Origin of the sequence: Saccharothrix sp. BKS2 (assembly GCF_047689505.1) — a bacterium.
Lineage (GTDB): Bacteria > Actinomycetota > Actinomycetes > Mycobacteriales > Pseudonocardiaceae > Actinosynnema > Actinosynnema lopnurensis.
Window position 1 is genome coordinate 16,174 of sequence record NZ_JAUQOL010000028.1, and the last position, 21,411, is coordinate 37,584.

Here is a 21,411-nt window from a genome sequence, read left to right on the forward strand (position 1 = left end):
GCCGGACGCGGACCTCCCGGCCCTGCGCTGACGGTCATCCGGTCGTGCCGCGGTGGTCAGGTCGGCTGATCCGCCGACGTCCGGGCATCCCGCCACATCGGCCGCAGGCGGGCCCGTCCGGGGGCAGGTCGATGTGCGGCCCCAGGGGGCGGAACCCGTGCCGGGCGTACAACTCCGCGCTGCGCGGCGTGCTCGCCTCCAGGTGGACGGGCTGCCCGTCGGCGTCGGCGCGGGCCAACCGGTGCCGCAGGATCGCGCCCCCCACGCCCCGGCCCCGGTGCCGGGGCAGCACCCCCATCGACGCCAGGTACAGGTGCGGCGCCTCCGGGTGGCGGGCGGCGGTGGCGGTGAGGACGGTGGCGAGGCGTTCGGGCAGGCCCTCCACCTCCGGCACGGCCACCGGGCCCGGTGACCACGTCGAGACGCCCTCGATGCCCGCCGGTCCCTCGGCCACCAGCACCTCGTGCTCGCGCAGCGCGTGGTCGAGGAAGACCCGGGCGAAGTCGACCGGCACCTCCTCCCGGCCCGCGCCCACCCACGCGGTGACCGCCTCGTCCGCGCACGCCTCGGCACAGGCCCGGCCGAGGGCGTCGAGTTCGTCCGGTGCCGCACGGCGCACGATCACGGGGGTTCCTCTCCGTAGGCTGTGGAGTCCACAGTGGTCCCGACGGGCCCGGCGGTCGAGCGATTGCGTCACACCGTCGAGGTGTGACGAAAGGGGGGGTGGGCAGGTGGGGTGCGCCCAGTGCGGCACGGTGATCACGCCGTCCGGGCGGGGACGGCCGCGCCGCTGCTGCGGGCGCGCCTGCCAGGCCCGCGCCTACCGCGCCCGCCGGGACCACGGGCGCCCGAGCCGGCGACCCCCGCCGGAGCGGCCGGACCGGACCTCGGTCGTGCGCGCGGCGATCGCCCTGGCCGACGCGGAGGGGCTGGGCGCGCTGTCGCCGGACGTCCTCGCGCGCCGCCTCGGCATCCCGGTGACCTCCCTGCGCCGGCACGTGCCGAGCCGGGAGGCCCTGCTCACCGCCGTGGTGGACGCCGTGCTCGCCGAGCACCGCCCGGTCCGCTCCCCGGACTGGCGGGTGGTGCTGGAGCACGAGGCGCGCGAGGAGTGGGCGCGCTACCGGCGGCACCCGTGGGCGGTGGCCGTGCTCGCCACCACGCGCCCACCGCTGGGACCCGGGGTGCTCGCGACCGTGGACCGGTTCCTCGCCGCGCTCTCCGGCCACGGCCTGGACCACCGGACCGCGCTGTCGGTGTACCTGCTGGTGAGCGGCTACGCGCAGGGCCTGGCCACCACGGCGGCGGCGGAGCACGACGCGGCGCGCGACACCGGCGTGACCGTCCGCCGCTGGTGGACCGCGCGGCTCGGCAGGCTCGCGGGCGCGATCGGGACCGGCCGCCACCCGTGGCTGGCGGTCGACCCGGCGACCCCCGACGTGGACCTCGACGCGGAGTTCGACTTCGGCCTGGCCCGGGTGCTGGACGGGGTCGAGGTGTTCCTGGCGGGGCGCGGTCGGCCTTCCTGATCGGGTCGCACGTGCCCGCCTCCGGCGACACCGGTGGTTCCACCGTTACGCCGCCGGGCTCGCCCGGTCCATGATGCCGGTGGGCCGGGAGCGCGGTCCGGCGGGCGCGGGCCGGCAGGAGCGGGCTGGCGGGCGCGGGCCGGCGGGAATGGTCCGGCGGGAGCGGGTCCGACGGGAGCGGGTTGGCGATGGTGGACGGCGCGCGGCGGGTGGTGACCCGGGACCAGGTGGTGCGGGCCGCCTGCGAGCTGTTCCTCCGGCACGGCGCGGTGGACATGGAGCGGCTGGCCACGGCCCTCGCCATCAGCCGGGCGACGCTGTACCGCGTGGTGCGCGGCCGGGACGGCCTGCTCGGTGACGTGCTGTGGCTGCTCGCGGACCGGGAGCTGGTCCGGGCGCGGCAGCGGCGCGCGCACGACGGCGTCGAGGGCGTCCTGGAGGTCACCCGCTGCTTCGTGGACCGGCTGCGGGCGGCGGCGCCGTTCCGCGCGTTCCTGCGCGGCGAACCCGACACGGCCGCCCGGGTGCTGTTCGGCGGCTGCGACGCGGTCCACCGGCGGGCGGTCCGCGCGCAGGAGCGGATCCTGCTGGAGGTCCGCGGCGAACCCGGTCCGCCGGGGCCCGCGCTCGGCCAGGTCGCGTTCCTCTACGTGCGCATCGTGGAGTCCGCGCTCTACGCCGAGCTGCTGGGCGGCACGCCGCTGGACCCCGACCTCGTCGAGCGGGCCGCCCGCACCGTGCTGCGCCGCTGAGACCGCGGTCTCACGATCCCGGCACGTGCTGGCGCCCGTCGCCGGCGGCCGGCAGGTTCGCAGGTGCCCTGCCCCCGACGAGGGAGTCGGTATGTCGCTCAGGCGCTTGGTCCCGCTCGCGGCCCTGCTGGGGCTCCTGCTCCCCACCGCCCCCGCCACCGCCGCAGAGACCGAACCGGGGCCGCGGGTGGTCGGCCCGCTGCCCGGCGCGCTGCCGGGCGACCGGCTCGCGGACCGGATCGAGGACACCTACCCGTTCTTCTCCACCCCCGACGACCTGGCCGCCGCAGGCTACGTCGAGCAGGAGTTCCACGTCTCCGGCACGGCCGACGGCTTCGCCACCGACGGCGCGCCGGTGGCCGCCGACGTGCCCTACGCGACCCGGGTCGTGGTGCGGCGGCCGGCGCACGCGCGCGACTTCAGCGGCACCGCGCTGGTCGAGTGGCAGAACGTCACCGCGGGCTACGACCTGGACGCGCTGTGGCACGCCGAGTCCGTGGTGCGCGAGGGCCACGCCTGGGTCGGGGTGTCGGCGCAGCGGGTCGGGGTCGACCAGCTGCGGGCGTGGAGCCCGGCCCGCTACGGGGGCCTGGACGTGACCGGCGGGGGACGCCTCACCGCCGACGAGCTGTCCTACGACGTGTTCACGCAGGCGGGCCGCGCCGTCGCGAACGGCTCGGTCACCGGCGGGCTGCGCCCCCGGACGCTGCTGGCGATCGGCGCGTCGCAGTCCGCCGCGCGGATGACCGTGCTCTACGACCGGGTCCTGCCCGCGCGGGAGCCGGTGTTCGACGGCTACGGCTTCGTCGTCGGCCCGGCCCCGACGCGGGTCGGCGCGGAACCCGTCTTCCAGGTGCTGTCCGAGACCGACGTGCGCACCTCCCAGCGGCCCCCGGACACCGACCGGTTCCGCCGCTGGGAGGTGGCGGGCGGGGCGCACTCCGGACACGCCGGCCAGGTCTACCGGGCCCCGATCTCCGAGCGCGACCTCGGCGGCGCGCCCGCGTACGACTGCGACCGGCCGCCGTTCAGCCGGGTGCCGGTGCACCACGTGACCGCGGCGGCCCACGAGCAGCTGCGGCGGTGGGTCGAGCGCGGCACCCCACCGCCGACGGCGCCGCCGCTGGAGTTCGAGGCCGACGGCGTGACCAGGAAGCGGGACGAACTGGGCCTGGCGCTGGGCGGCATCCGGCTGTCGCAGGTCGTCGCGCCGACCGCGCTCAACACCGGCGACAACTCCGGGGAGGCGTTCTGCCGGCTGTTCGGCACGCACGTCCCCTTCGACGAGCAGACCCTGGCGCGCCTCTACCCGGACCGCGCCTCCTACGTGCGGCGCGTGGTGGCCGCCGACCTCGCCAACGTCCGCGCGGGCCACCTGCTGCCCGCCGACGCGAAGCGGAACCTGCGCGCCGCGGTGGGTGCGCGATGAGGCTCCTGCTCGCGATCGCGCTGCTGCTGCCCACGACCGCGGTCCCGGCCCACGCCGAGACCCGCACCCCGATCGTCTTCGTGCACGGCCAGCAGGGTTCGGCGCAGCAGTGGCAGTCCAACGCCAAGCGGTTCGCCTCCAACGGCTTCCCGGACCGCCTGCTGCACGCCTACGAGTACGACACGGGCGTGGCGACCAACGACCAGGCGGTCACCGGGCTGGACGCGTTCCTGGCCGACGTGCGCGCCCGCACCGGTTCGCCCGTCGTGGACGTCGTCGCCCACTCGCGCGGCACGACCGTCCTGCACACCTTCCTCGCCACCCCGGAGCGGGCGGCCCTGGTGCGCCGGTACGTCAACGTGGACGGCCGCTCCAGCGCCTCGCCGCCCGGCGGGGTGCCGACGCTGGCGCTGTGGGGGAGCCTGCAACCCACGGGGTCGATCGGCGGCGCCACCAACGTGTACCTGACCACCCTCGGCCACACCGAGACCGCCACCTCGGCCGACGGGTTCGCGCACGTCCACCGGTTCCTGCGGGACCGGGACGCCCTCACCACGCGCGTGCTGCCCGAGGCCCCGACCTCGGTCGAGATCGCCGGGCGGGCCACCCACTTCCCGCGCAACACCGGCGTGGAGGGCCTGCTGGTGGTGTGGGAGGTCGACGGCCGGACCGGCGCCCGGCGCGGCCTTCCCCGGCACACCACGCGCACCGCGCCCGACGGCTCGTTCGGCCCGCTGCCGGTCGTCGGCGGCAGGCACCACGAACTGGTGCTGCTGCGCGAGGGGGAGCCGACGCACCACTCCTACTTCGAGCCGTTCGAGCGCGACGACCGCTTCCTGCGGCTCCAGGTGTCGGTCCCCGGCGGCATCGGGGACCAGGTCGACCGGTGCCCGACGCACACCGCCGTCACCGTCGTCCGCAACCGCGAGTGGTGGGCCGACCAGCCCGCCGACAACGACCGCCTGGAGTTCGACGGCGTCGACGTCCTCGCACCGGCCGTCGCGCCTCGGGTGCGCCAGGTGCTGGCGGCGTTCGTGTTCGACGACGGCTGCGACCTCGCGTCCACGCCCGGCGCGGTGGTGCCGCCGTTCGGCTCACTGCCGTTCCTGACCGCGACGGACACCTACCTGCCCGCCCGCGCCGACGCCGCCGGGGCCGTCCGGATCACCCAGGTCGCCCGGGGCACGGGCGGCGGGTCGCGCACGGTCGCGGTGCGGAACTGGCCGTCGGACCGGCACTCGGTCAGCGTGCAGTTCAAGGACTACCTGGACGTGCGGGTGGGCTGAACGAACCCGGGCGGGTGCGCCGGATCAGGCGGTGGTGGGCTCCTGGAACAGCACCGCCGGCGCGCTCGTCCGCGGGCGGGGCGCCACGACCTCCGGCGCCTTGAGCGCCGTCTCGTCGAAGGCGGGTCCGCCGGGCGCCTGGTTCCCCGCCCTGTGGTTCCCCGCCGTGTGGTTCCCGGGCGCCTGCTCACCGAAGGGCTGCTGCGCGAAGGGCTGCCTGCTGAACGCCTCCTGCTCGAACACCTGCCGCCCGAGCGTCTGCTGCCCGAACACCTCCTGCCCGAGCGGCTGGTGGCCCGCCGCGGCGCCCCCGAACGCGGTCTCGTCGAACGCGGTGTCGGCGGGGGTGTCGACCACCACCTCCACGGCCACCGGGGCGACGGGCGCGGCGTCGGCGGCCAGCTGCCGCTGGGCGCGGTTGATCCACAGCAGCCACATGGACTCGTCGCGGTGACCGCGGTGCTCGGCCTTGAGACCGGCCAGCGCGCCGCGGACGCGCGCCGCGACCACCGGGTCCTCCCGCACGACGGCCCAGACGGCGCGGGCGACCGCGTCCCCCGCCTTGACCATGCCGCGCACCTGCTCTAGCAGTTCCGCTGCGGGCAGGGTCGCCCACGCCGCCGCGATCCTCTGGGCCTTCGTCACGTGGCCATCATTACCCGCTGTGAGCCCTCCGGTAGACAGGACTTCGTGTAATCCACGTCTCGTTTGCGGAACGGAAAAGCCCAAGAGGGCCTGTTGGGCGATGTTCGAATCCCCACCGCAGCCGGTCGATCACCCCCCGGCACCCTCCAACAGTACCACCGGTCCGCCCCACGGCATCGATCAAGATCACCATTGGTACGGTGGCGCCATGGTGGTCAACGCACCCGACAAATGTGTGATCGTCGTCGACGGTGAGCTGCCCGTGGGGCTGGCGCTCAACACCGCGGCGATCCTCTCGCTCACCATCGGCCGCCACGTCGACGGCGTGCTGGGGGACGACGTGAAGGACGCCGACGGCTTCCTGCACCAGGGGATCACCGGCATCCCCGTCCCGATCCTGCGTGGTGACACCGCCTCGCTGGCCTCGCTGGTGGTGAGGGCCGCGGCGGTGCCCGAGGTGTTCGTCGTCGACTTCACCCGGACCGCGCAGACCTCGCGCACCTATGACGAGTACATCTCGCGGATGTCCGAGATCGGCACCGGCGACCTGCCTTACGTGGGGGTGGGCCTCGCCGGGCCGAAGAAGCCCGTGGACAAGCTCGTGGGCAACTTCGGCCTCTACCGGTAATCGGTGAACCGAATGAGCCGATGAACCGGTGGACCGGTGAATTCGGTGACGAACGGGGGTGGCCGGGCCGGCCACCCCCGCCGACCGGCTCTCAGACCCGCACCAGCGCGTCCTCCAGCACGGTGACCACCCGGGCGTTGGCCTCCGGCGTGCCGACGGTCAGCCGGATGCCCTCACCGGGGTAGAGGCGGGCCATCAGACCCGCCGCCTCCAGGGTCGCCGCCACCTGCGCCGCGCGCGGCCCCAGCGGCAGCCACAGGAAGTTGGTCTCGCTGGGCAGCACCGGCACGCCGCGCTCGGCCAGCGCCGCCCGCAGCGCGTCCCGCTCCCGCACGATCCCGTCCACGCGGGCGAACAGCTCGTCCTCCACCGCCAGCGACGCGATGGCCGCGCGCACCGCGATCCCGTTGACCCCGCAGGGGACCGCGCACTTCCGCAGCGCCGCGCTGATCACCGGGTGCGCCACGCCGTACCCGACGCGCAGCCCCGCCAGCCCGTACGCCTTGGAGAACGTGCGCAGCACGACCACGTTGGGGTGGTCGCGGTACAGCGCCACGCCGTCCACGCCGGAGCCCGAGAACTCGTGGTACGCCTCGTCCAGCACCACCAGCACCGAGGACGGCACGGCGGCCAGGAACGCCTCCAGGTCGGCCGACCGGACCGAGGTGCCGGTGGGGTTGTTGGGCTCGCACAGGAACACCAGGCGGGTGCGGTCCGTCACCCGCGCCGCCATGGCCGCCAGGTCGTGCGCGCCGTCGCGCAGCGGCACCTCGACCGCCCGCGCGCCGGCGATCCGCGCCACGATCGGGTAAGCCTCGAACGACGGCCACGCGTAGACCACCTCGTCGCCGGGTTCGAGCACCGCCTGGGCGATCTGCTGGTAGATGCCCACCGAGCCGGGGCCGGTGACCACGTCGGACTCGGGCACGCCCAGCCGCGTGGCCAGCGCGGCCACCAGGTCGCCCGGCATGATCTCCGGGTAGTGGTGGGCGACCCGCGCCGCCAGCGCCACCTCCGCCAGCACCGACGGCAGCGGCGGGTACGGGTTCTCGTTGAGGAACAGCCGGTGCGAGGTGCCGTCCGCCCGAGCGACCGGCGGTTTCGGCACGTACAGCGGCACGGTGTCCAGTGCGGGACGGGGTACCGGCGTCATCTTCCCTCCAGCGCGGCGCGGGCCACGTAGAAGCCCGACATGGTGTCCTGCACGGCCAGGCCGAGCGATTTGTAGAGGGTGGTTTCCTCGGCCGAGCCGCGGCCCGGGTGCCCGCCGAGCAGCACCTCGCCCAGCTCCGCCCGCACGTGGTCCGGCCCGATCAGGCCCTCGGCCAGCGGCGCGCGCAGGTCGCCGGACTCGGTGGCCGCCGACTCGCGGCTGTCCACGAACACGGCCGCGTCCGCGACCACCCGCGACGCCAGCTCGCGCGCGTCGGCGAACGAGCCGCCGACCACGTTGAGGTGCGCGCCGGGCGCGACCCAACCCGGCTCGACGATCGGCTCCTTGCTCGCCGTCGTCGTGCAGACCAGGTCGGCGCCCGCCAGCGCGGACCGCACGTCCGGCGCCACCTCGACGTCGACGTCCAGCTCCGCCGCCGCCCACTCCCGGTAGGCCGCGGCGTGCTCCGGCGTCCGGCTCCACACCCGGACCCGGCGCAGTTCGCGCACCGCGGCCATCGACCGCAGGTGGCTCCGCCCCTGCACGCCGGAGCCCAGCACCGCCAGGTCGCCCGCGCCCGCCGGGGCCAGGGCGTCGGTGGCCACGGCGGACACCGCGGCCGTGCGGATGGCGGTGATCGCGCCCGCGTCCATCACGGCCAGCGGCCGCCCGGTGTCGGGGTCGAACACCATGACGACGCCGATGTGCAGGTCCAGGCCGCGGGCCGGGTTCTCCGGCTTGAGCACCATCGCCTTGAGCCCGAACCCGGCGTGGCCGTCGCCCGCGACGTGGCACGGCATGGTGCCGAGCAGCCCCGTCTCGGTCGGCGGGCGCAGGATCGTGCGCAGCGGCTGGGTCACCAGGCCCGAGCTGTACCGGCGCATCGCCTCGGCCATCAGGTCGATGGCCGCCTTCACCGGGTAGAGCCGGTGCACTTCGTGCTCGTCGAGGAACAGCATGGGACTCCGATCAGGCCGGTGCGGCCGTGAACACCGACCACAGCATGCGGATCGTGCGGGTGCGGGAGATGAACTCCAGGTCGTAGGCCGCCGCCGAGGGCTGGGTGGTCAGGGCCAGGTCGACGACGCCGTCGCGGACCGCGATCGCGGCGGCGCTGGTCGAGGTGACCTTGACCGTCTCGTGGGCGGTGAACCGGTCCGGCAGCAGCTGCGCGACCAGCGGCAGCGGCGCCGGGTGGGTGGCGATCCGCGGCGCGGCGGGCACCTCCGCGCCACGCCGCCGGGCGATGCCGTACAGCGGGGTGTCCCGGATGAACGCGCCGGCCAGCGCGAGCCGGGTGTCCATGTAGAAGGCGCTGACCGCCGCGTACGCGCTGGCCACCACGACGTGGCTCACGTCGCCCGCGCGCAGCGCGTCGCCCGCGTCCTCGTAGGTGTCGAACAGCCGGACGACGGGGTCACCGCTGCCCGCGAAGCCGTGCCAGACGTGCCGGGCGGCCTGCTCGCTGCTCGTGCCCACCGGGCCGAGGGTGCCCACCGACCGGACCGGCACGTCGCGGGCCGCCAGCACGGATAAGCGCGGTTCGGCCAACAGCACGGGTTCTGCCAGTGACATCTGCTCTCCCTAAGCGTTCCGGGGCACGGGCACGCGGGTGAGCCAGTGCTCGTGCCGTTCGTCGCGGCCGCGCACCAGGTCGTGGTAGCGGCGGCGCAGTTCGGTGGTGACGGGGCCGGGTTCGCCGCGGCCGACCGGCCGTCCGGCGAGCTCGACCACCGGGGTGACGCCCAGTCCCGTGCCGGTGAGGAAGACCTCGTCGGCCAGCAGCAGGTCGGCGGGCTGGAGGTCGCGTTCGACGTGCTCCAGGCCGAGGTCGGCGGCCAGCACCCGCACGGTGTCGCGGGTGATGCCCTCCAGGATGTCGGCGTCCGGCGGTGGGGTGACCAGCGCGGTGCCGCGCACCGCGAACACGTTGGCCGTGCTCGCCTCGGCGACGCGGCCGCGGTCGTTGAGCAGGATCGCGTCGTCGTAGCCCGCCGCGCGGGCCTCGTCCACGGCCAGCGCGTTGTTCAGGTAGGCGCCGGTCGCCTTGGCGCGCACCGGGATCGACCGCGCCGACGGCCGCGCCCACGAGCTGATCGCGCACCGGACGCCGCCCTCGGGGGAGTAGGCGCCCAGCGCGAACGCGATGACCGACAGCCCGTCGGAGTTGCCCCGCAGCGACACCCCCGGCGGGGTGCCGGGCAGCAGCCGGTGCTTGTAGGCCAGCGGCCGGATGTAGGTGTCCTGCACGACGCCGTTGCGGGACAGCAGCTCCACGACGATGCCGGCCAACTCGTCCACGTCGTGCGGCAGGTCGATGCGCAGCAGCCGGCACGACCGCTCGAACCGCGCGAGGTGGTCGTGCAGGCGGAACACCGCCAGCTCGGCGCGGTCCGGCACGACGTGCGCGCGGATGCCCTCGAACACGCCGGTGCCGTAGTGCAGCCCCTGCGTGGTGACCGGCAGGGTGGCCTGCGCCATCGGCACGAAGCCGTCCAGGTGGTAGGCCCACGCCGTGGTCACCGGCCTGCTGCCGGTGCGCTCGGCCGGGGCGGTCCCGGCGGTCACGGCGCCGACCTAGCCGACGCCAGGGCGCGGGCCGTCGCGGTCTCGGCGTCCACCTCCGACCGGTTGTCCACCACGCGCGCGGCCTTCCAGCTGACCATGGCGCCGGTGCCGGTGATGCTGCCGAAGCGGTCGTGGCCCACGCTCACGTCCACGCCCAGGACGTCCCGGCAGTGCTCCCGGATGGCCGGGTCCACCCGCGGCGGCTCGCCCTCCGCCGCCTCCAGCTTGAGCACGAGCCGGTCGGCGCCCGCGCCGTCGGTGTCGATCACCACCTGGTAGTCCAGGTAGCCGCGGACGTGCCCGAGCAGCAGGTTCTCCAGGTCGTAGCCGCTGATCGGGCGACCGCCCACGACCAGCTCGTCACGGGTGCGGCCGAGCACCTCCAGCCGGTCGGCGGGCAGCGTGGCGGCCGCGTCGCCCGCGGTGAGCCGCACCAGGTCGCCGGTCCGGTAGCGCACCAGCGGCTTCGCGCCCTGGTACAGGGCGGTGACCACCAGCTCCCCGGTCCGCACGCCGCCGACCGCCGCGGTGGGCGCGCCCGTGATCGGGTCGACCACCTCGTAGTGGTTGATCAGCGGCGCGGTGTAGAGCCCGCCGTCCTCGCCCGCCGCGCCCAGCACGGACGCCTCCTGCGAGGCGTACAGGGCGTTGTAGGCGCGGGCGCCCCACACCTCGCCGATGTTGGCCAGCAGCTCCGGCGAGGCCAGCTCGCCGGTCAGCATCAGCACCCGGACGCGCAGGTCGCGCCGCGGGTCCAGGCCCGCCGCGCGGACCCGCTTGGCGAGCGTCAGGGCCATGCCGGGGGTGCAGAACAGGCCGGTGATGCCGAGCTCGCGCAGCACCGTGATGGCCCGGTCGAAGCCGACCATGGGGGAGTGCGGCCACATCTTGGCCACCGCCAGGCCGAGGTTGCGGCACACGTCGCCGAACGTGTCGCCGAACGCGTGCAGCTCCGTGGGCCCGGACACGCCGATGACCTGGTCGTCGCCGTGCCGCCGGAAGATCGTGTCGTAGTGCACGGTCAGCACGGTGTTGTTGGCCAGCGAGTCCACGTTGTCGCGCGGGCACGGCGTCGCGGCGCCCGTGGTGCCCGTGGTCTCGTAGAAGATCCACGCCTTGGACAGCGGCCGGCAGAGCATGTCGTGCCGCGCGGACCGCAGGTCGTCCTTGGTGGTGAACGGGACCGAGGTCCACGCCGCGCCGGCGGAGGACGTGATGCCCGCCGGGTCCACGTGCGCCAGGCGCTCGCGGTAGAACGGCGAGTTCTCCCGCGTGTACGCCACGGTGGCCCGCAGCGAGGCGACCCGGTGGGCCTCCAGGCGGTCCGCGTCCCACCCGCCCGCGGCGAACTCGCGGTGGTCGTCGCGGAAGCGCCGGGCGACCTCGGCCAGTTCCTCGTTGAAGATGGTGAACATCGTTCGGCTCCCGGGGTCAGCCTGCGGCGGTGACGGGCACGTCGTTGGTCACCACGGTCGCGTCCTGCTCGACGACGTCCGCGATCACCCACTCGCTGATCTCCCGCCACCGGGCGATGGCGTCCTGGTGGAACGGGTGGACCATGTACCGCCCCAGCGCGTCCTCGTCCGCGAGCAGCCCGACCACCACGAAGTCGTAGGCCACCGGCCGGTCGGAGATGTTGCGGCCCGCGTACCAGTACCGCAGGTCGGGGACCTCGTCGCCGACCCGGCGCGCGACGGCCTCCGCGGCCAGCGCGGCGTCGTCCTCCCACGACACGCCGGGTTTGAACCTGAACAGCACGATGTGCCGGATCATGCGTCTCCTCCGAAGAAGGTGAGGTCGGCGTCCTCGGCCACGTCGCCGTGCCGGGCGGCGAGCTTGGCGAAGTGCCGGATGCCCGCGAGCTGCCGCTCGCCGAGCGAGTGGTCGAGCGTGCCCAGGTAGCGGGTCAGCTCGTCGCCGCTGAACAGGCCGTTGTGCGCCAGCGACTCGGCGACGTCCGCCAGGTTCGCGGCACCGCGCCCCGCGGCCTCCAGCAGCACGGCGTGCGCGGCCCGCACGTCGTCGGGCCGGCGGGCGGCCGTCGACCGGCGGACCGCCCACACCGCGAACACCATGGGCAGCCCGGTCCAGTCCCGCCACAGGGCGCCCAGGTCGTGCACGCGCAGACCCGGCCGCGGGTGCAGCGTCTCGGCCAGCGCCGCGTCGCCGATCAGCACCGCGCCGTCGGCCTGCCGCAGCATGTCGGCCAGCACCGGCGGCTCGACCCGGTACTCGACGTCCACGCCCGCCCACTCGGCGAGCAGCACCGTCGCCAGCAGCGCCGCGGTGCGGCTGGTGGAGCCCAGCGCCACCCGGCCGCCCGCCAGGTCCTCCAGCGGGCCGCGGGTGAACAGCTGGCACGACAGGACCGGGCCGTCGCTGCCGATCGCCAGGCCGGGCAGGGCCAGCAGCTCGTCGTGGTGCCGCAGGTACTCCACGAGGCTGATGGGCGCCACGTCGACCTCGCCCACCAGCAGCGCGGCGGCCATGGCCGCCGGGGTGCCGGTCTCGGTGGGCACGTCCGCGAGGCCCCACCGCACGGTGCCGCAGTTGGCGAAGGAGAACGTGCCCAGCCGCAGCGGCCCGGTCTCGGGCTCGATCGCGGGGTGCGCGCGTTCGGCGCCGAGCCTGCCCCGGCAGATCTCCAGCACCGTCGAGCTGAGCGTGGTGCCCGCGCTGCCGAACTCGCTGCGGTAGCGGCGGAAGATCTCCCGCTCCCGTGCGGTGTCCGTGCGCACACCGCCGTTGGCGAGCCGGTCGCGCTGGATGCCCGCGGAGATGCGCCGCCGCTCGTGCAGCAGCGCGATCAGCTTGGTGTCGAGATCGTCGATCCGGCTGCGCGCGGGGGTGACGTGCGTGTCTGTCCGTACGGCCACTGAGAACTCCCAGGAGATGTCGGGCCGGTGGTTTCCTAGAAAGAGACGCCGATGCGGTCCGGGTCCTCGTCGTCCACGGTCAGCAAGAATTCCGAGAAGAAGTCGTGGACGTGGTCGATGGACCGTCCCGCGAACAGCACGTGCTGGTAATCGGTGATGTCGTACTCGGTGGTCGCCATGCCTTTCAGGTCCAGCGGCCGGATATCCGCCCCGCGGAACTTCTCCAGTTCGCCGAACGAGGACAGCAGGCCCGCGCCGTAGGCCCTGGGCTGCCCCTTCTGCTCGATCACGCCGTACTCCAGGGTGAACCAGAAGATGCGCGAGACGAGTTCGACGGTGCGCGGCAGGGTGACCCGCCGCACGGCTTCGCCGGTGAGCCGGTAGAGCTCGGAGACCTTGGGGTTGCCCAGTGCCGGCGCGTGGCCGACGAGCTCGTGCACCACGTCCGCCTCGGGCGAGAACAGCGGCTGCGAGTGGTGCCGGATGAACTGGGCGGCGAAGAACTTCCGATCCGCCTGGACGCCGTAGAACTGCTCGATCGGCACGAAGCCGACGGCGGGCTCCAGGGCGAACCCGGACATCGCGGTGAGGCGCTCGGTCACCTCGTTGAGCTGCGGCACCCGGTCGGTGGGCAGGTCCAGCTCGGCGGCCCACCGGACCACGTCCGCGGCCGCGTACTCGTCGTGCCGCTCGGCCAGCGACCGCTGGATCACCCGCCAGGTCTCGTTGTCCTGCTCGTGGTAGTCGATCTCGGGTGCGGGCGTGCCGTAGACGTGCCGCGCGCCCTGGTGGGCGATGCGGTTGCGGCGCTCGGTGTACTGCTCGTCGCCGTGCGCGGGGTGGTTCGCCGGGAACGCGTAGCGGGGATAACCCGATTCGTCGTAGGTCATCGGCGCGTACAGGGCGACGTCGTCCATGTGATCCCACCCGTTTCCGCTCGGGGGTTCGGCTCGTTGTCTGGAAACGAATCGAACCGAGACCCGGAAATCAGTGACGGGCTCAACGTAAGCACGGCACAATTTGCCGTCAACGGGGGTCCGGGGTCGTCACCGGGGTGGCCCAGCCGGTGCCACCGGGGTGGCCCACTTGGAAAAGTTTCCAAAGTTTCCAAACTTCTCCACCTACCCCGACCGGGCGGTGTCGCGCACTTCGCGGTTCGGGACCTGCCGTGCTGCTATCGTCTGGGCATGTTCGCGACGCTGATCGCATTCGCCGGCGTGTCGTTGCTCGCCACCTTGATCCCGGGACCGGACACGGCGGTCGTGATCAAGCACTCGCTGGGGCGCGGGCGCCGGGCGGCGATGGCCGCCGCCGCGGGGTGCAGCACCGGCCAGGTCGGGTGGGGGCTCGCCTCCATCGCGGGCATCGCGGCGCTGCTGGCCACCTCGGTGGTGGCGTTCACCGTGCTGAAGTGGGTCGGCGCGCTGTACCTCTGCTACATCGGCATCCGCTCGTTGATCAGCGCCATCCGCCCGGACGGGTCGGCGGACGCGACCGGCGCGCGGGCCGTCGCGCCGGGCGGCGTGGCCGCGTCCTACCGGGACGGTCTCTTCACCAACGCGCTGAACCCCAAGACGGCGCTGTTCATGTCCGCGCTGCTGCCGCAGTTCACCGGACCGGGTGACCCGGCGTGGCTGCCGGTCGCGCTGGTGGCGGTGACCGCGGTGGTCAGCTTCGGCTGCATGTCCGCCTACGCGCTGGTGTTCGCGAAGATCGGCGACGTGCTGCGGCGCCCGGTCGTGCGGCGGACCGTCGACGGCGCCATGGGCGGTGTGCTGGTGAGTTTCGGCGTGGGCCTGGCGTTCAGCCACGCCTGAGGTCGGCTGCGGGTGGGGCAGTTGCGCGTGGGGTCAGCCGCGCATGAGGTGGGCCGCCCAGCCGTAGAGGTGCCGCGGGCGCCCGGTCTTGCCGTACTGCACGGTCATCACGGCCGAACCCCGGTCCACCAGCTGCTTGAGGTAGCGCCGGCTGGCCACCGCGGACAGCTTGCACAGCTCGCCCACCTCGGAGGCCGACAGCGGGCCGGGGTTGTCGCGCAGCGCCGTCGCGACCAGGCCGAGCGTGGAGGTGGTGGACGGCCGCGGCTCGTCACGCGGACCGGGATCGACCGGGCGGTCGTCGAGCAGGTCCTCGGGCAGGTGTTCGGGCGCCTCGCGTTTGAGGCGCCACCGGACGAGCCACGCCTCCATCAGGTTGCGCAACGTCTGCGGTTCCACCGGTGCCACCAAGCAGGAGAACACGCCCGACCGCGCCACGGCGAGCACGAGTTCCGGCCGCGGCCGCGTGACGATCAGGAGCACGTCGCACCGGTGGCGACCGTCCTCCCGCATCCGCCCCAGCAGTTCCAGCACCTGCTCCTCGGCGTCGGTCTCGCAGTACACCAGGGCGATGTCCGGCCGCAGCGCCCTCATCACGTCCGGCGCCCCGGCGTCGGCCCGCACCACTCCGGCGATCTCGAGCTCGTGGAGCGACTCCACGGTCCACAAGAAGGTGAGCAGGTCATCCGTCCCGCCGACGGCCAGCACGCGGGCGCGCTCCCCGGTGTTGGCCGATCGTGGAACGGTCACTCCCAAGCCCTCGGCCACTGTCGTGTCCCCCTGGACGACGGGTCGATGTTGTGTCGGCTGCTCCACCGGTGCTCGTCGACACCGAGCAGCCACGGGATATGCGGTCACGGATTTGTGACCCCCCAGGTCGAACTGTTGCCACACTACTGCGGCCCGCAATGGGTTCCCACCGACCGGGACCGCGTTGACGACCGGTGGGCGCGGGTTCGCGGGCGCTGGGACGGCGTCACCCGGCGCGCGGTGCCGCCGACCGGGGGACCGCGCGCGGCGGGGTCCCGAACGGGCCGCGTCTGCCCTGGTGGAGGTGCCGTCGCCCGACGTGCCGCAGCGGTGCGGGTTCGGACAGGAGCGGTCGGAGCGGGGCCGGGGTACCGGATCGTGGGAAATTCCTCACGGTCAGTGGCCGGCGCGGTCGCAACTACCGCCGTTTTACGCCGAACGGCCTGCCCTCCGACTCCACACCGCGAGGAAGCGCGAATTGGAACGGAACAGTGGTGATACGTATCACACCTTCGGGAAGGCGCATCGGGCGGGTGTAACGACCGGGGGCCGGCGGGCGACCCGATGCGGGATGCGCGGCGAAGGGCGTCGTCCGTCCTCAATGGACCTGTCGCCCGGCTGTCGGGTGCCCCCACGCCGCTCCCGGTGGGATCCTGCGGGGGTGTCCCGGCTGATCGCTTCCCGGCCCGGTGTTCGCCCAAAGGTGCGTATTCACCTTTGGGCGGGAGTGGGATTGCCCGTGCGCCCCCAGGTCCGGAGAATAGTTCAACCACTCACCCAAACACGTTTGAGGGGTGGTCGCCGGAGGCGAACCGCTTCGATTCGCCAAGCCGCGTCCTGCCTGGTGGCGTCGTGTGGCGGCGGTCGTACTTGTGAAACTATTCACATTCGTGAACATTTCTCGTAAATGTTTCGCGTTTCGTCCACTGAATTGATTTCGTCATTGACTTCCCGGGTCGGGGTCTGCATGTTGGGAGGCCCCCCGTCCCCTCGTCACAGGAGTCACGACGTGGTCACCCTCGCCGAGGTAGCTCGGCACGCAGGTGTCGCCGTGAGCACGGTGTCGTACGCGCTCAGCGGCAAGCGGTCGGTGTCGCCCACCACCAGGCGGCGCGTGGAGGAGAGCGTGCGCCGGCTCGGCTACCCGCCGCGCAGGCACGACGGCCTCGTGCTCGCGGTGGTCGTCCCGCCCGGGTTCGACGCCGGGTCCGGCTGGCTGGAGGCGTTCCTCGCCGCGGCCGCCGCCCGCGCCCGGCGCGACGACGCCTCCCTGGTCGTCACCTCGTCGGTGGCCGACGCGGAGGGGCACGACGGCCTGGTCGTGCTGGCGCCCGCCACCGCCCCGTTCGGGGCGGAGGTGCCCGTGGTGCTGGTCGGGCCCGGCTACGTCGACCAGGTGCGGGTGGACGTGGACCGGGCGGAGGCCGGTGAGCTGTGCGCCGACCACCTGGCCGACCTCGGCCACCGGGTGGTGGCGTTCGTGCACGGGGGACCGCTGGCGGAGTTCTTCTGCGGCCTGGCCCGCGCCTGCCGGGCCCGGGGCGTGGAGGTCCGGCCCCACCGCTGGCCCGCCCCGGACCTGCTCGGGGACACCGCCCGGCCCACCGCCTACGTGGCCGACGGCGGCGCCGTGCTCCGCGGTGTGCTCGCCACCCTGCGCGCCGGCCGGGTGCGGGTGTCCGAGGACGCCTCGGTGGCCGCCCTCTGCCCGGACGAGGTCGCCGAACCCGAGGGCGTCACCTCGGTCTCGGTGTCACCCGCCGAACTGGGCGCGGCGGCCGTCGGGGCGGTGCTGGACGACCGGGCCACCCGGCTCCTGCGGCCCCGCCTGGCGGTCCGGGGCGGCGGCGCGCGGCGCGACCCGGCGACCGGCGGGCCTCAGGTGGAGTCGCGCACGACCAGCTCCGTCGGCAGGATCGCCGCCGCGGGCGGGTGACCCGCGGTCAGGTCCAGCAGCAGGCGGACCATCTCGCGGGTGATCCGCTCGAACGGCTGGCGGACCGTGGTCAGGGCCGGCCTGGTCGAGCGGGCGGTCACCGAGTCGTCGAAGCCGCCCACGGCCACGTCCCGCGGCACGCGCCTGCCCGCGTCGTGCAGCACGTCCAGCGCACCGGCGGCCATCAGGTCCGAGGCCACGAAGACCGCGTCCAGGTCGGGCTCCCGGGCCAGCAGCCGGGCCATGGCGGCCTCGCCGCCGGCCCGGCTGTAGTCGCCGTGCTCGACCAGCGACGCGGCGGCCCCGGCGCCGACCACGTCCCGGTAGCCGGCCAGCCGCTCGACCCCGCCGGGGGTGTCCGGCGGGCCGGTGATGGTGGCGATCCGCCGCCGGCCGCGTTCCCGCAGGTGCTCCACCAGCCGGCGCGCCCCGGCGCGGTCGTCGGCGGCGGCGTAGGCGATGCGCCCCTCGTGGCCCAGCGGCTTGCCGCAGGCCACCACCGGGATGCCGGTGTGCCGCAGGTCCTCCAGCAGCGGGTTGCCGGTGTGCGAGGACACCAGCAGCACGCCGCCGACGTGCCCGGCGGCGATGAACCGGCTGGTGCGCTCGCGCTCGACGTCGCTGCCCGCGGTCATCAGCAGCAGCGGCACGTCGTGCTCGGCCAGCGCCTGCGTGCAGCCCTGGAGCAGGACGCTGAAGTTGGGGTCCTCGAACAGCCGCTGCTGCGGCTCGGTGAGCACGAACGCCACCGAGTGCGCCCGCTGGGTCACCAGGCTGCGCGCCGCCGAGTTGGCCACGTAGCCGGTGGTGCGCACGGCCCGGCGAACCGCCTCCAGCGAGCCGGGGCTGACGTTGCGCCCGCCGTTGAGCGCCCGGGACACCGTGCCCCGGGACACCCCGGCGACGGCCGCCACGTCGTGGATGGTCGCCCTGTGCCGGGCCTTGTCGCGATCGCCGGTCATACCTTCCTCACGCCTTCACCGAACCCGAGATCAGGTCGATCCGCCAGTACCTCTGGAGCAGCAGGAACAACACGATCAAGGGTAGGACGGACAGCAGCGAACCGGCGATCACCAGGGTGTAGAGCGCCGGGACGGTGCTGCCCTGGTTGAGCAGCGTGTAGAGGCCCAGGGTGACGGGGAACTTCCGGTCGTCACCGAGCATGATGAACGGCAGCAGGAAGTTGTTCCAGATGGACACGAACTGGAACAGGAACACCGTGACCAGGCCGGGGAGCATCATCGGCAGCGCGATCGAGGTCAGGATGCGGGTCTCACCCGCCCCGTCGGTGCGGGCGGCCTCCACCACGTCGTCGGGCACGGCCGCCGCCGCGTAGACGCGCGCCAGGTAGATGCCGTAGGGGCTGATCACGCTCGGCAGCAGCACCGACAGGTGGGAGTCGGTCAGCCCGAGCTCCGAGAGCAGCAGGTACTGGGGGATCGCCAGCACCACCGAGGGCACCAGCACGCCCGCGATGAGCGCGTTGAAGAACAGGTCCCGACCGCGGAAGGAGAACTTGGCCAGCGCGTACCCGGTCACCCCGGACACCGCCGCGGACAGCAGGGCGCCCAGGCCGGCGTAGAGCGCGGAGTTGGCCATCCAGGTCAGGAACAGCCCTTCCCGGTAGGCGAACAGGTCCCCGAGGTTGGCCGGCAGGGACGAGCCCGGCTCGAACGTCGAGGTGGCGAACAGCTCGCCGCTGCTCTTGGTGGCCGCGACCACCACCCACGCCACGGGGAGCAGGCAGTACAGCGCGCCGAGCAGCAGCACCAGCGTCGGCAGCAGGGGGCGGCGGCCGGTCACCGCAGGCCCCCGAACCGCCGCGTGGCGCGCAGCAGGCCGAACGAGATCACGGCCGTGCCCAGGCCGATCAGCACCGAGGTGGCGGCCGCCGAGTGCACGTCGCCCCGGGCGAAGGCGTCCTGGTAGACCTTCATCAGCGGCGTCCAGGTGCGCGACAGGGAGTTGGTCAGCGGGGCCAGCGTGGTCGGCTCGGCGAACACCTGGAGCGTGGCGATGACCGAGAACAGGGTGGTCAGCACCAGCGCGGGCGCGAGCAGCGGCACCTTGACCCGCAGCGCCAGCTGCACCGGCGTGCAGCCGTCGATGCGGGCCGCCTCGTACAGCTCGCGCGGGATCGCCCGCAGCGCCGTGTGGAGGACGACCGTGTTGTAGCCCACGCCGCCCCACACCGCGATGTTGGCCAGCGCGAAGTAGATGCCGGTGGGGGACAGGAAGTCGGCCTCCGGCAGCGACAGCGCGCGCAGCGCCTGGGTGAACGGGCTGGTGGCGGGCAGGTACAGGAAGCCCCACAGCACGGTGGCGATGACGCCGGGGATCGCGTAGGGGAGGAAGATGGCGAGCCGGGCGAAGCCGCGCGCCCGCGCGCGCTCCTCGTCCAGCAGCAGCGCGAAGACCAGCGCCAACCCCAGCATGGTCGGCACCAGGATGCCGCCGTAGACGAGCACCCGCACCACGCCCGCGCCCAGTTCGGCGTCGGTGAGGGCGCGGGCGTAGTTGCCCAGGCCGGCGAACACCTCGCTGCGGCTGCCCTTGCCCAGGCCCAGCCCCCTGACCTCGATCCGGAAGAGGCTCAGGTACGCGGTGTAGCCGATGGGCAGCAGGAACGTCAGCGCGAAGAGCACGACCGCCGGGGCGGCGAAGGCGTACGGCGCCGCCCCGGCGGTCGTCAGCCGGGAGGTGGTCCTGCGCCGGGAGGTGGTCCCGCGCCGTGCGGCGGCCCTGTTCATCCGACCGAGAACCCGTTCGCCCTCAGGTCGGCCAGGGTCGCCTCCTGCACCCGCGCCAGCGCGGGTACCAGGTCCGCACCCGCCGTGATCGCCTCGCCGAAGGCGTTCTTGTAGGTGGTGTAGGCGACGTTCACGTTGGGGCCCCAGGTGAAGCTCGCCGCGGTGTCCGCGATCTCGGCGGCGCGGGCGTAGAAGTCGGGCTGGTTGGCGAAGAACGCGGGCGGCTCGCTCAACGCGCCCCCGGTCTGCGCGGCGGTCGCGGCGGGGTAGACGCCGCTCTCGGTCACCAGCGCGGCGACGGCCTCGGGATCGGTGTTGAGCCACACCGCGAACTCGGTGGCCGCCCGCTGGTGCGCCGAGCCCGCGGTGACGGCCGTGGTGGAACCGCCCCAGTTGCCGGTGCGCGGCGACGCCGGGTCCCACTGCGGCATCGGGGCCATGGCCCACTTGCCCCTGGTGCCCTCGGCGTTGCCCTGGAGCACGCCCGGCGCCCACACGGCGCTGAGCCAGCCGATCTGGACGCCGTCGTTGAGCGCCTTGTTCCACTCCGGGGTGTACATCGGCGACCTGTCCACCGCGCCCTCGGCGACCAGGCCGCTCCAGTACGAGGTCACCTTGCGCGACGCCGCGTCGTCGACGCCGACCTCCCACCGGTCGCCGTCCACCGACCACCACTGGCCGCCGGCCTGCTGGACCAGGCCCGCGAACCAGCCCGGGTCGTTGGAGGAGAAGGTGCCCAGGAACCGGTCGGGCGCCTTGGCCCGCAGGTCGCGGGCGGTGCGGGCGTACTCGTCCCAGGTCTTCGGCACGGTCAGGCCGTACTGCTCGAACAGGTCGGCGCGGTAGTAGAACATCATCGGGCCGGAGTCCTGGGGCACGGCGTACACGCCGCTGCCGCCCAGCGTGACCTGGTCCCACACGCCGGGCGCGAACTCCTCCGCCGCGTCCCCGACGGCCCCGGAGACGTCGGCCAGCACGTCGTTGCTCACCAGGGTCGGCAGCGCCTGGTACTCGACCTGCGCCAGGTCCGGCGGGTTGCCGCCCTTGGCGCTGGTGAGCAGCTTGGTCACCAGGTCGTCGCCCGACGCCTGCTTGCTCACCACCACCCGGGCGTCCGGGTGGCCGGCGTTCCACTTCTCGACCACCTCCTCGATGTTGGGCGCCCAGGACCAGAAGGTCAGCTCGACGGGGCCGTCGTCGTCCTCCGCGCCACCGCCGCAGCCGGCGAGCAGTGCCAGTCCGAGTCCGACCGCGAGGGACTTCTTCGCCAGATCGAGTCGCATGGGATCTCT

22 protein-coding genes are annotated in these 21,411 nt (G+C 73.9%); 7 read left to right on the forward strand and 15 right to left on the reverse strand.

Translation table 11 applies throughout. The features are described 5' to 3' along the window. Nucleotides 1-34: 34 nt before the first annotated feature. Entirely contained in the window at nt 35-625 is a 591-nt protein-coding gene (locus tag Q5530_RS36730) for a GNAT family N-acetyltransferase (RefSeq protein ID WP_415367524.1), read from the reverse strand. A gap of 106 nt (nt 626-731) precedes the next feature. On the opposite strand from Q5530_RS36730, the gene Q5530_RS36735 reads away from it, so the two are divergent. The 4 genes from Q5530_RS36735 to Q5530_RS36750 all read left to right on the forward strand — a co-directional run bounded on the left by Q5530_RS36735 (nt 732) and on the right by Q5530_RS36750 (nt 4,996). After that, a complete protein-coding gene (locus Q5530_RS36735) occupies nt 732-1,529 on the forward strand; it encodes a TetR/AcrR family transcriptional regulator (RefSeq protein ID WP_415367526.1) in 798 nt (265 codons plus the stop codon). A 188-nt stretch (nt 1,530-1,717) separates the two neighbouring features. Continuing rightward, nucleotides 1,718-2,281, forward strand: a complete 564-nt coding sequence (locus tag Q5530_RS36740) for a QsdR family transcriptional regulator (protein WP_415367566.1) — start codon at nt 1,718-1,720, stop codon at nt 2,279-2,281. A 91-nt stretch (nt 2,282-2,372) separates the two neighbouring features. Then, complete coding sequence (locus Q5530_RS36745; RefSeq protein ID WP_415367527.1) at nt 2,373-3,710, forward strand: alpha/beta hydrolase domain-containing protein; 1,338 nt, start codon at nt 2,373-2,375, stop codon at nt 3,708-3,710. Further along, a complete protein-coding gene (locus tag Q5530_RS36750) occupies nt 3,707-4,996 on the forward strand; it encodes a hypothetical protein (RefSeq protein ID WP_415367528.1) in 1,290 nt (429 codons plus the stop codon). Before Q5530_RS36745 ends, Q5530_RS36750 begins: the two co-directional genes overlap by 4 nt. 24 nt (nt 4,997-5,020) lie before the next feature. Here Q5530_RS36750 and Q5530_RS36755 read toward each other — a convergent pair whose 3' ends face one another. Beyond that, nucleotides 5,021-5,641 (reverse strand): hypothetical protein, encoded by a 621-nt coding sequence (locus tag Q5530_RS36755; RefSeq protein ID WP_415367530.1) that lies wholly within the window; start codon nt 5,639-5,641, stop codon nt 5,021-5,023. A gap of 208 nt (nt 5,642-5,849) precedes the next feature. On the opposite strand from Q5530_RS36755, the gene Q5530_RS36760 reads away from it, so the two are divergent. Further along, on the forward strand, nt 5,850-6,269 hold the full coding sequence (locus tag Q5530_RS36760; RefSeq protein ID WP_380638987.1) for a DUF2000 domain-containing protein: 420 nt from the start codon (nt 5,850-5,852) through the stop codon (nt 6,267-6,269). A gap of 91 nt (nt 6,270-6,360) precedes the next feature. On the opposite strand, the gene Q5530_RS36765 is transcribed toward Q5530_RS36760, so the two are convergent. The 8 genes from Q5530_RS36765 to Q5530_RS36800 are packed head-to-tail and all read right to left on the reverse strand — an operon-like array spanning nt 6,361 to nt 13,783. After that, nucleotides 6,361-7,422 carry a histidinol-phosphate transaminase gene (locus tag Q5530_RS36765; protein WP_415367531.1) on the reverse strand — a complete coding sequence of 354 codons (1,062 nt, stop codon included), beginning with the start codon at nt 7,420-7,422 and terminating at the stop codon, nt 6,361-6,363. After that, nucleotides 7,419-8,381 carry an ornithine cyclodeaminase family protein gene (locus Q5530_RS36770; protein ID WP_415367532.1) on the reverse strand — a complete coding sequence of 321 codons (963 nt, stop codon included), beginning with the start codon at nt 8,379-8,381 and terminating at the stop codon, nt 7,419-7,421. Before Q5530_RS36770 ends, Q5530_RS36765 begins: the two co-directional genes overlap by 4 nt. Before the next feature lie 10 nt (nt 8,382-8,391). Then, complete coding sequence (locus tag Q5530_RS36775) at nt 8,392-8,997, reverse strand: hypothetical protein (protein ID WP_415367533.1); 606 nt, start codon at nt 8,995-8,997, stop codon at nt 8,392-8,394. Between the two features lie 9 nt (nt 8,998-9,006). Continuing rightward, entirely contained in the window at nt 9,007-9,990 is a 984-nt protein-coding gene (locus Q5530_RS36780) for a branched-chain amino acid transaminase (RefSeq protein ID WP_415367534.1), read from the reverse strand. After that, complete coding sequence (locus tag Q5530_RS36785; RefSeq protein WP_415367535.1) at nt 9,987-11,405, reverse strand: phenylacetate--CoA ligase family protein; 1,419 nt, start codon at nt 11,403-11,405, stop codon at nt 9,987-9,989. Before Q5530_RS36785 ends, Q5530_RS36780 begins: the two co-directional genes overlap by 4 nt. 16 nt (nt 11,406-11,421) lie before the next feature. Beyond that, nucleotides 11,422-11,763, reverse strand: coding sequence for a Dabb family protein (locus tag Q5530_RS36790; RefSeq protein WP_380639001.1), 342 nt, complete (start codon nt 11,761-11,763; stop codon nt 11,422-11,424). After that, nucleotides 11,760-12,866 (reverse strand): chorismate mutase, encoded by a 1,107-nt coding sequence (locus Q5530_RS36795; RefSeq protein WP_415367537.1) that lies wholly within the window; start codon nt 12,864-12,866, stop codon nt 11,760-11,762. The genes Q5530_RS36790 and Q5530_RS36795 overlap by 4 nt, the downstream gene beginning before the upstream one ends. A 35-nt stretch (nt 12,867-12,901) precedes the next feature. Then, nucleotides 12,902-13,783: a hypothetical protein gene (locus Q5530_RS36800; protein ID WP_415367538.1), complete on the reverse strand. Its 882-nt coding sequence runs from the start codon at nt 13,781-13,783 to the stop codon at nt 12,902-12,904. Nucleotides 13,784-14,053: 270 nt separating this feature from the next. Here Q5530_RS36800 and Q5530_RS36805 point away from each other — a divergent pair, with 270 nt between their 5' ends. After that, nucleotides 14,054-14,683 (forward strand): LysE family translocator, encoded by a 630-nt coding sequence (locus Q5530_RS36805; RefSeq protein WP_415367540.1) that lies wholly within the window; start codon nt 14,054-14,056, stop codon nt 14,681-14,683. A gap of 33 nt (nt 14,684-14,716) precedes the next feature. On the opposite strand, the gene Q5530_RS36810 is transcribed toward Q5530_RS36805, so the two are convergent. Continuing rightward, nucleotides 14,717-15,433, reverse strand: coding sequence for a hypothetical protein (locus Q5530_RS36810; protein WP_415367541.1), 717 nt, complete (start codon nt 15,431-15,433; stop codon nt 14,717-14,719). A 967-nt stretch (nt 15,434-16,400) separates the two neighbouring features. Between Q5530_RS36810 and Q5530_RS36815 the strand changes: the two genes are divergently transcribed. Next, entirely contained in the window at nt 16,401-17,369 is a 969-nt protein-coding gene (locus Q5530_RS36815) for a LacI family DNA-binding transcriptional regulator (RefSeq protein WP_415367542.1), read from the forward strand. Here Q5530_RS36815 and Q5530_RS36820 read toward each other — a convergent pair. Genes Q5530_RS36820 through Q5530_RS36835 form a run of 4 tightly spaced genes read right to left on the reverse strand, consistent with a single transcriptional unit; the run spans nt 17,312 to nt 21,402 of the window. Beyond that, nucleotides 17,312-18,331, reverse strand: coding sequence for a LacI family DNA-binding transcriptional regulator (locus Q5530_RS36820; RefSeq protein ID WP_415367543.1), 1,020 nt, complete (start codon nt 18,329-18,331; stop codon nt 17,312-17,314). The two genes, Q5530_RS36815 and Q5530_RS36820, sit on opposite strands and share 58 nt — an antisense overlap. A 7-nt stretch (nt 18,332-18,338) precedes the next feature. Further along, entirely contained in the window at nt 18,339-19,172 is an 834-nt protein-coding gene (locus Q5530_RS36825; RefSeq protein ID WP_380639020.1) for a carbohydrate ABC transporter permease, read from the reverse strand. After that, nucleotides 19,169-20,119, reverse strand: a complete 951-nt coding sequence (locus tag Q5530_RS36830) for a carbohydrate ABC transporter permease (protein ID WP_415367544.1) — start codon at nt 20,117-20,119, stop codon at nt 19,169-19,171. The genes Q5530_RS36825 and Q5530_RS36830 overlap by 4 nt, the downstream gene beginning before the upstream one ends. Further along, nucleotides 20,116-21,402: an extracellular solute-binding protein gene (locus Q5530_RS36835; RefSeq protein WP_415367546.1), complete on the reverse strand. Its 1,287-nt coding sequence runs from the start codon at nt 21,400-21,402 to the stop codon at nt 20,116-20,118. The genes Q5530_RS36830 and Q5530_RS36835 overlap by 4 nt, the downstream gene beginning before the upstream one ends. Between the last annotated feature and the right edge of the window lie 9 nt (nt 21,403-21,411).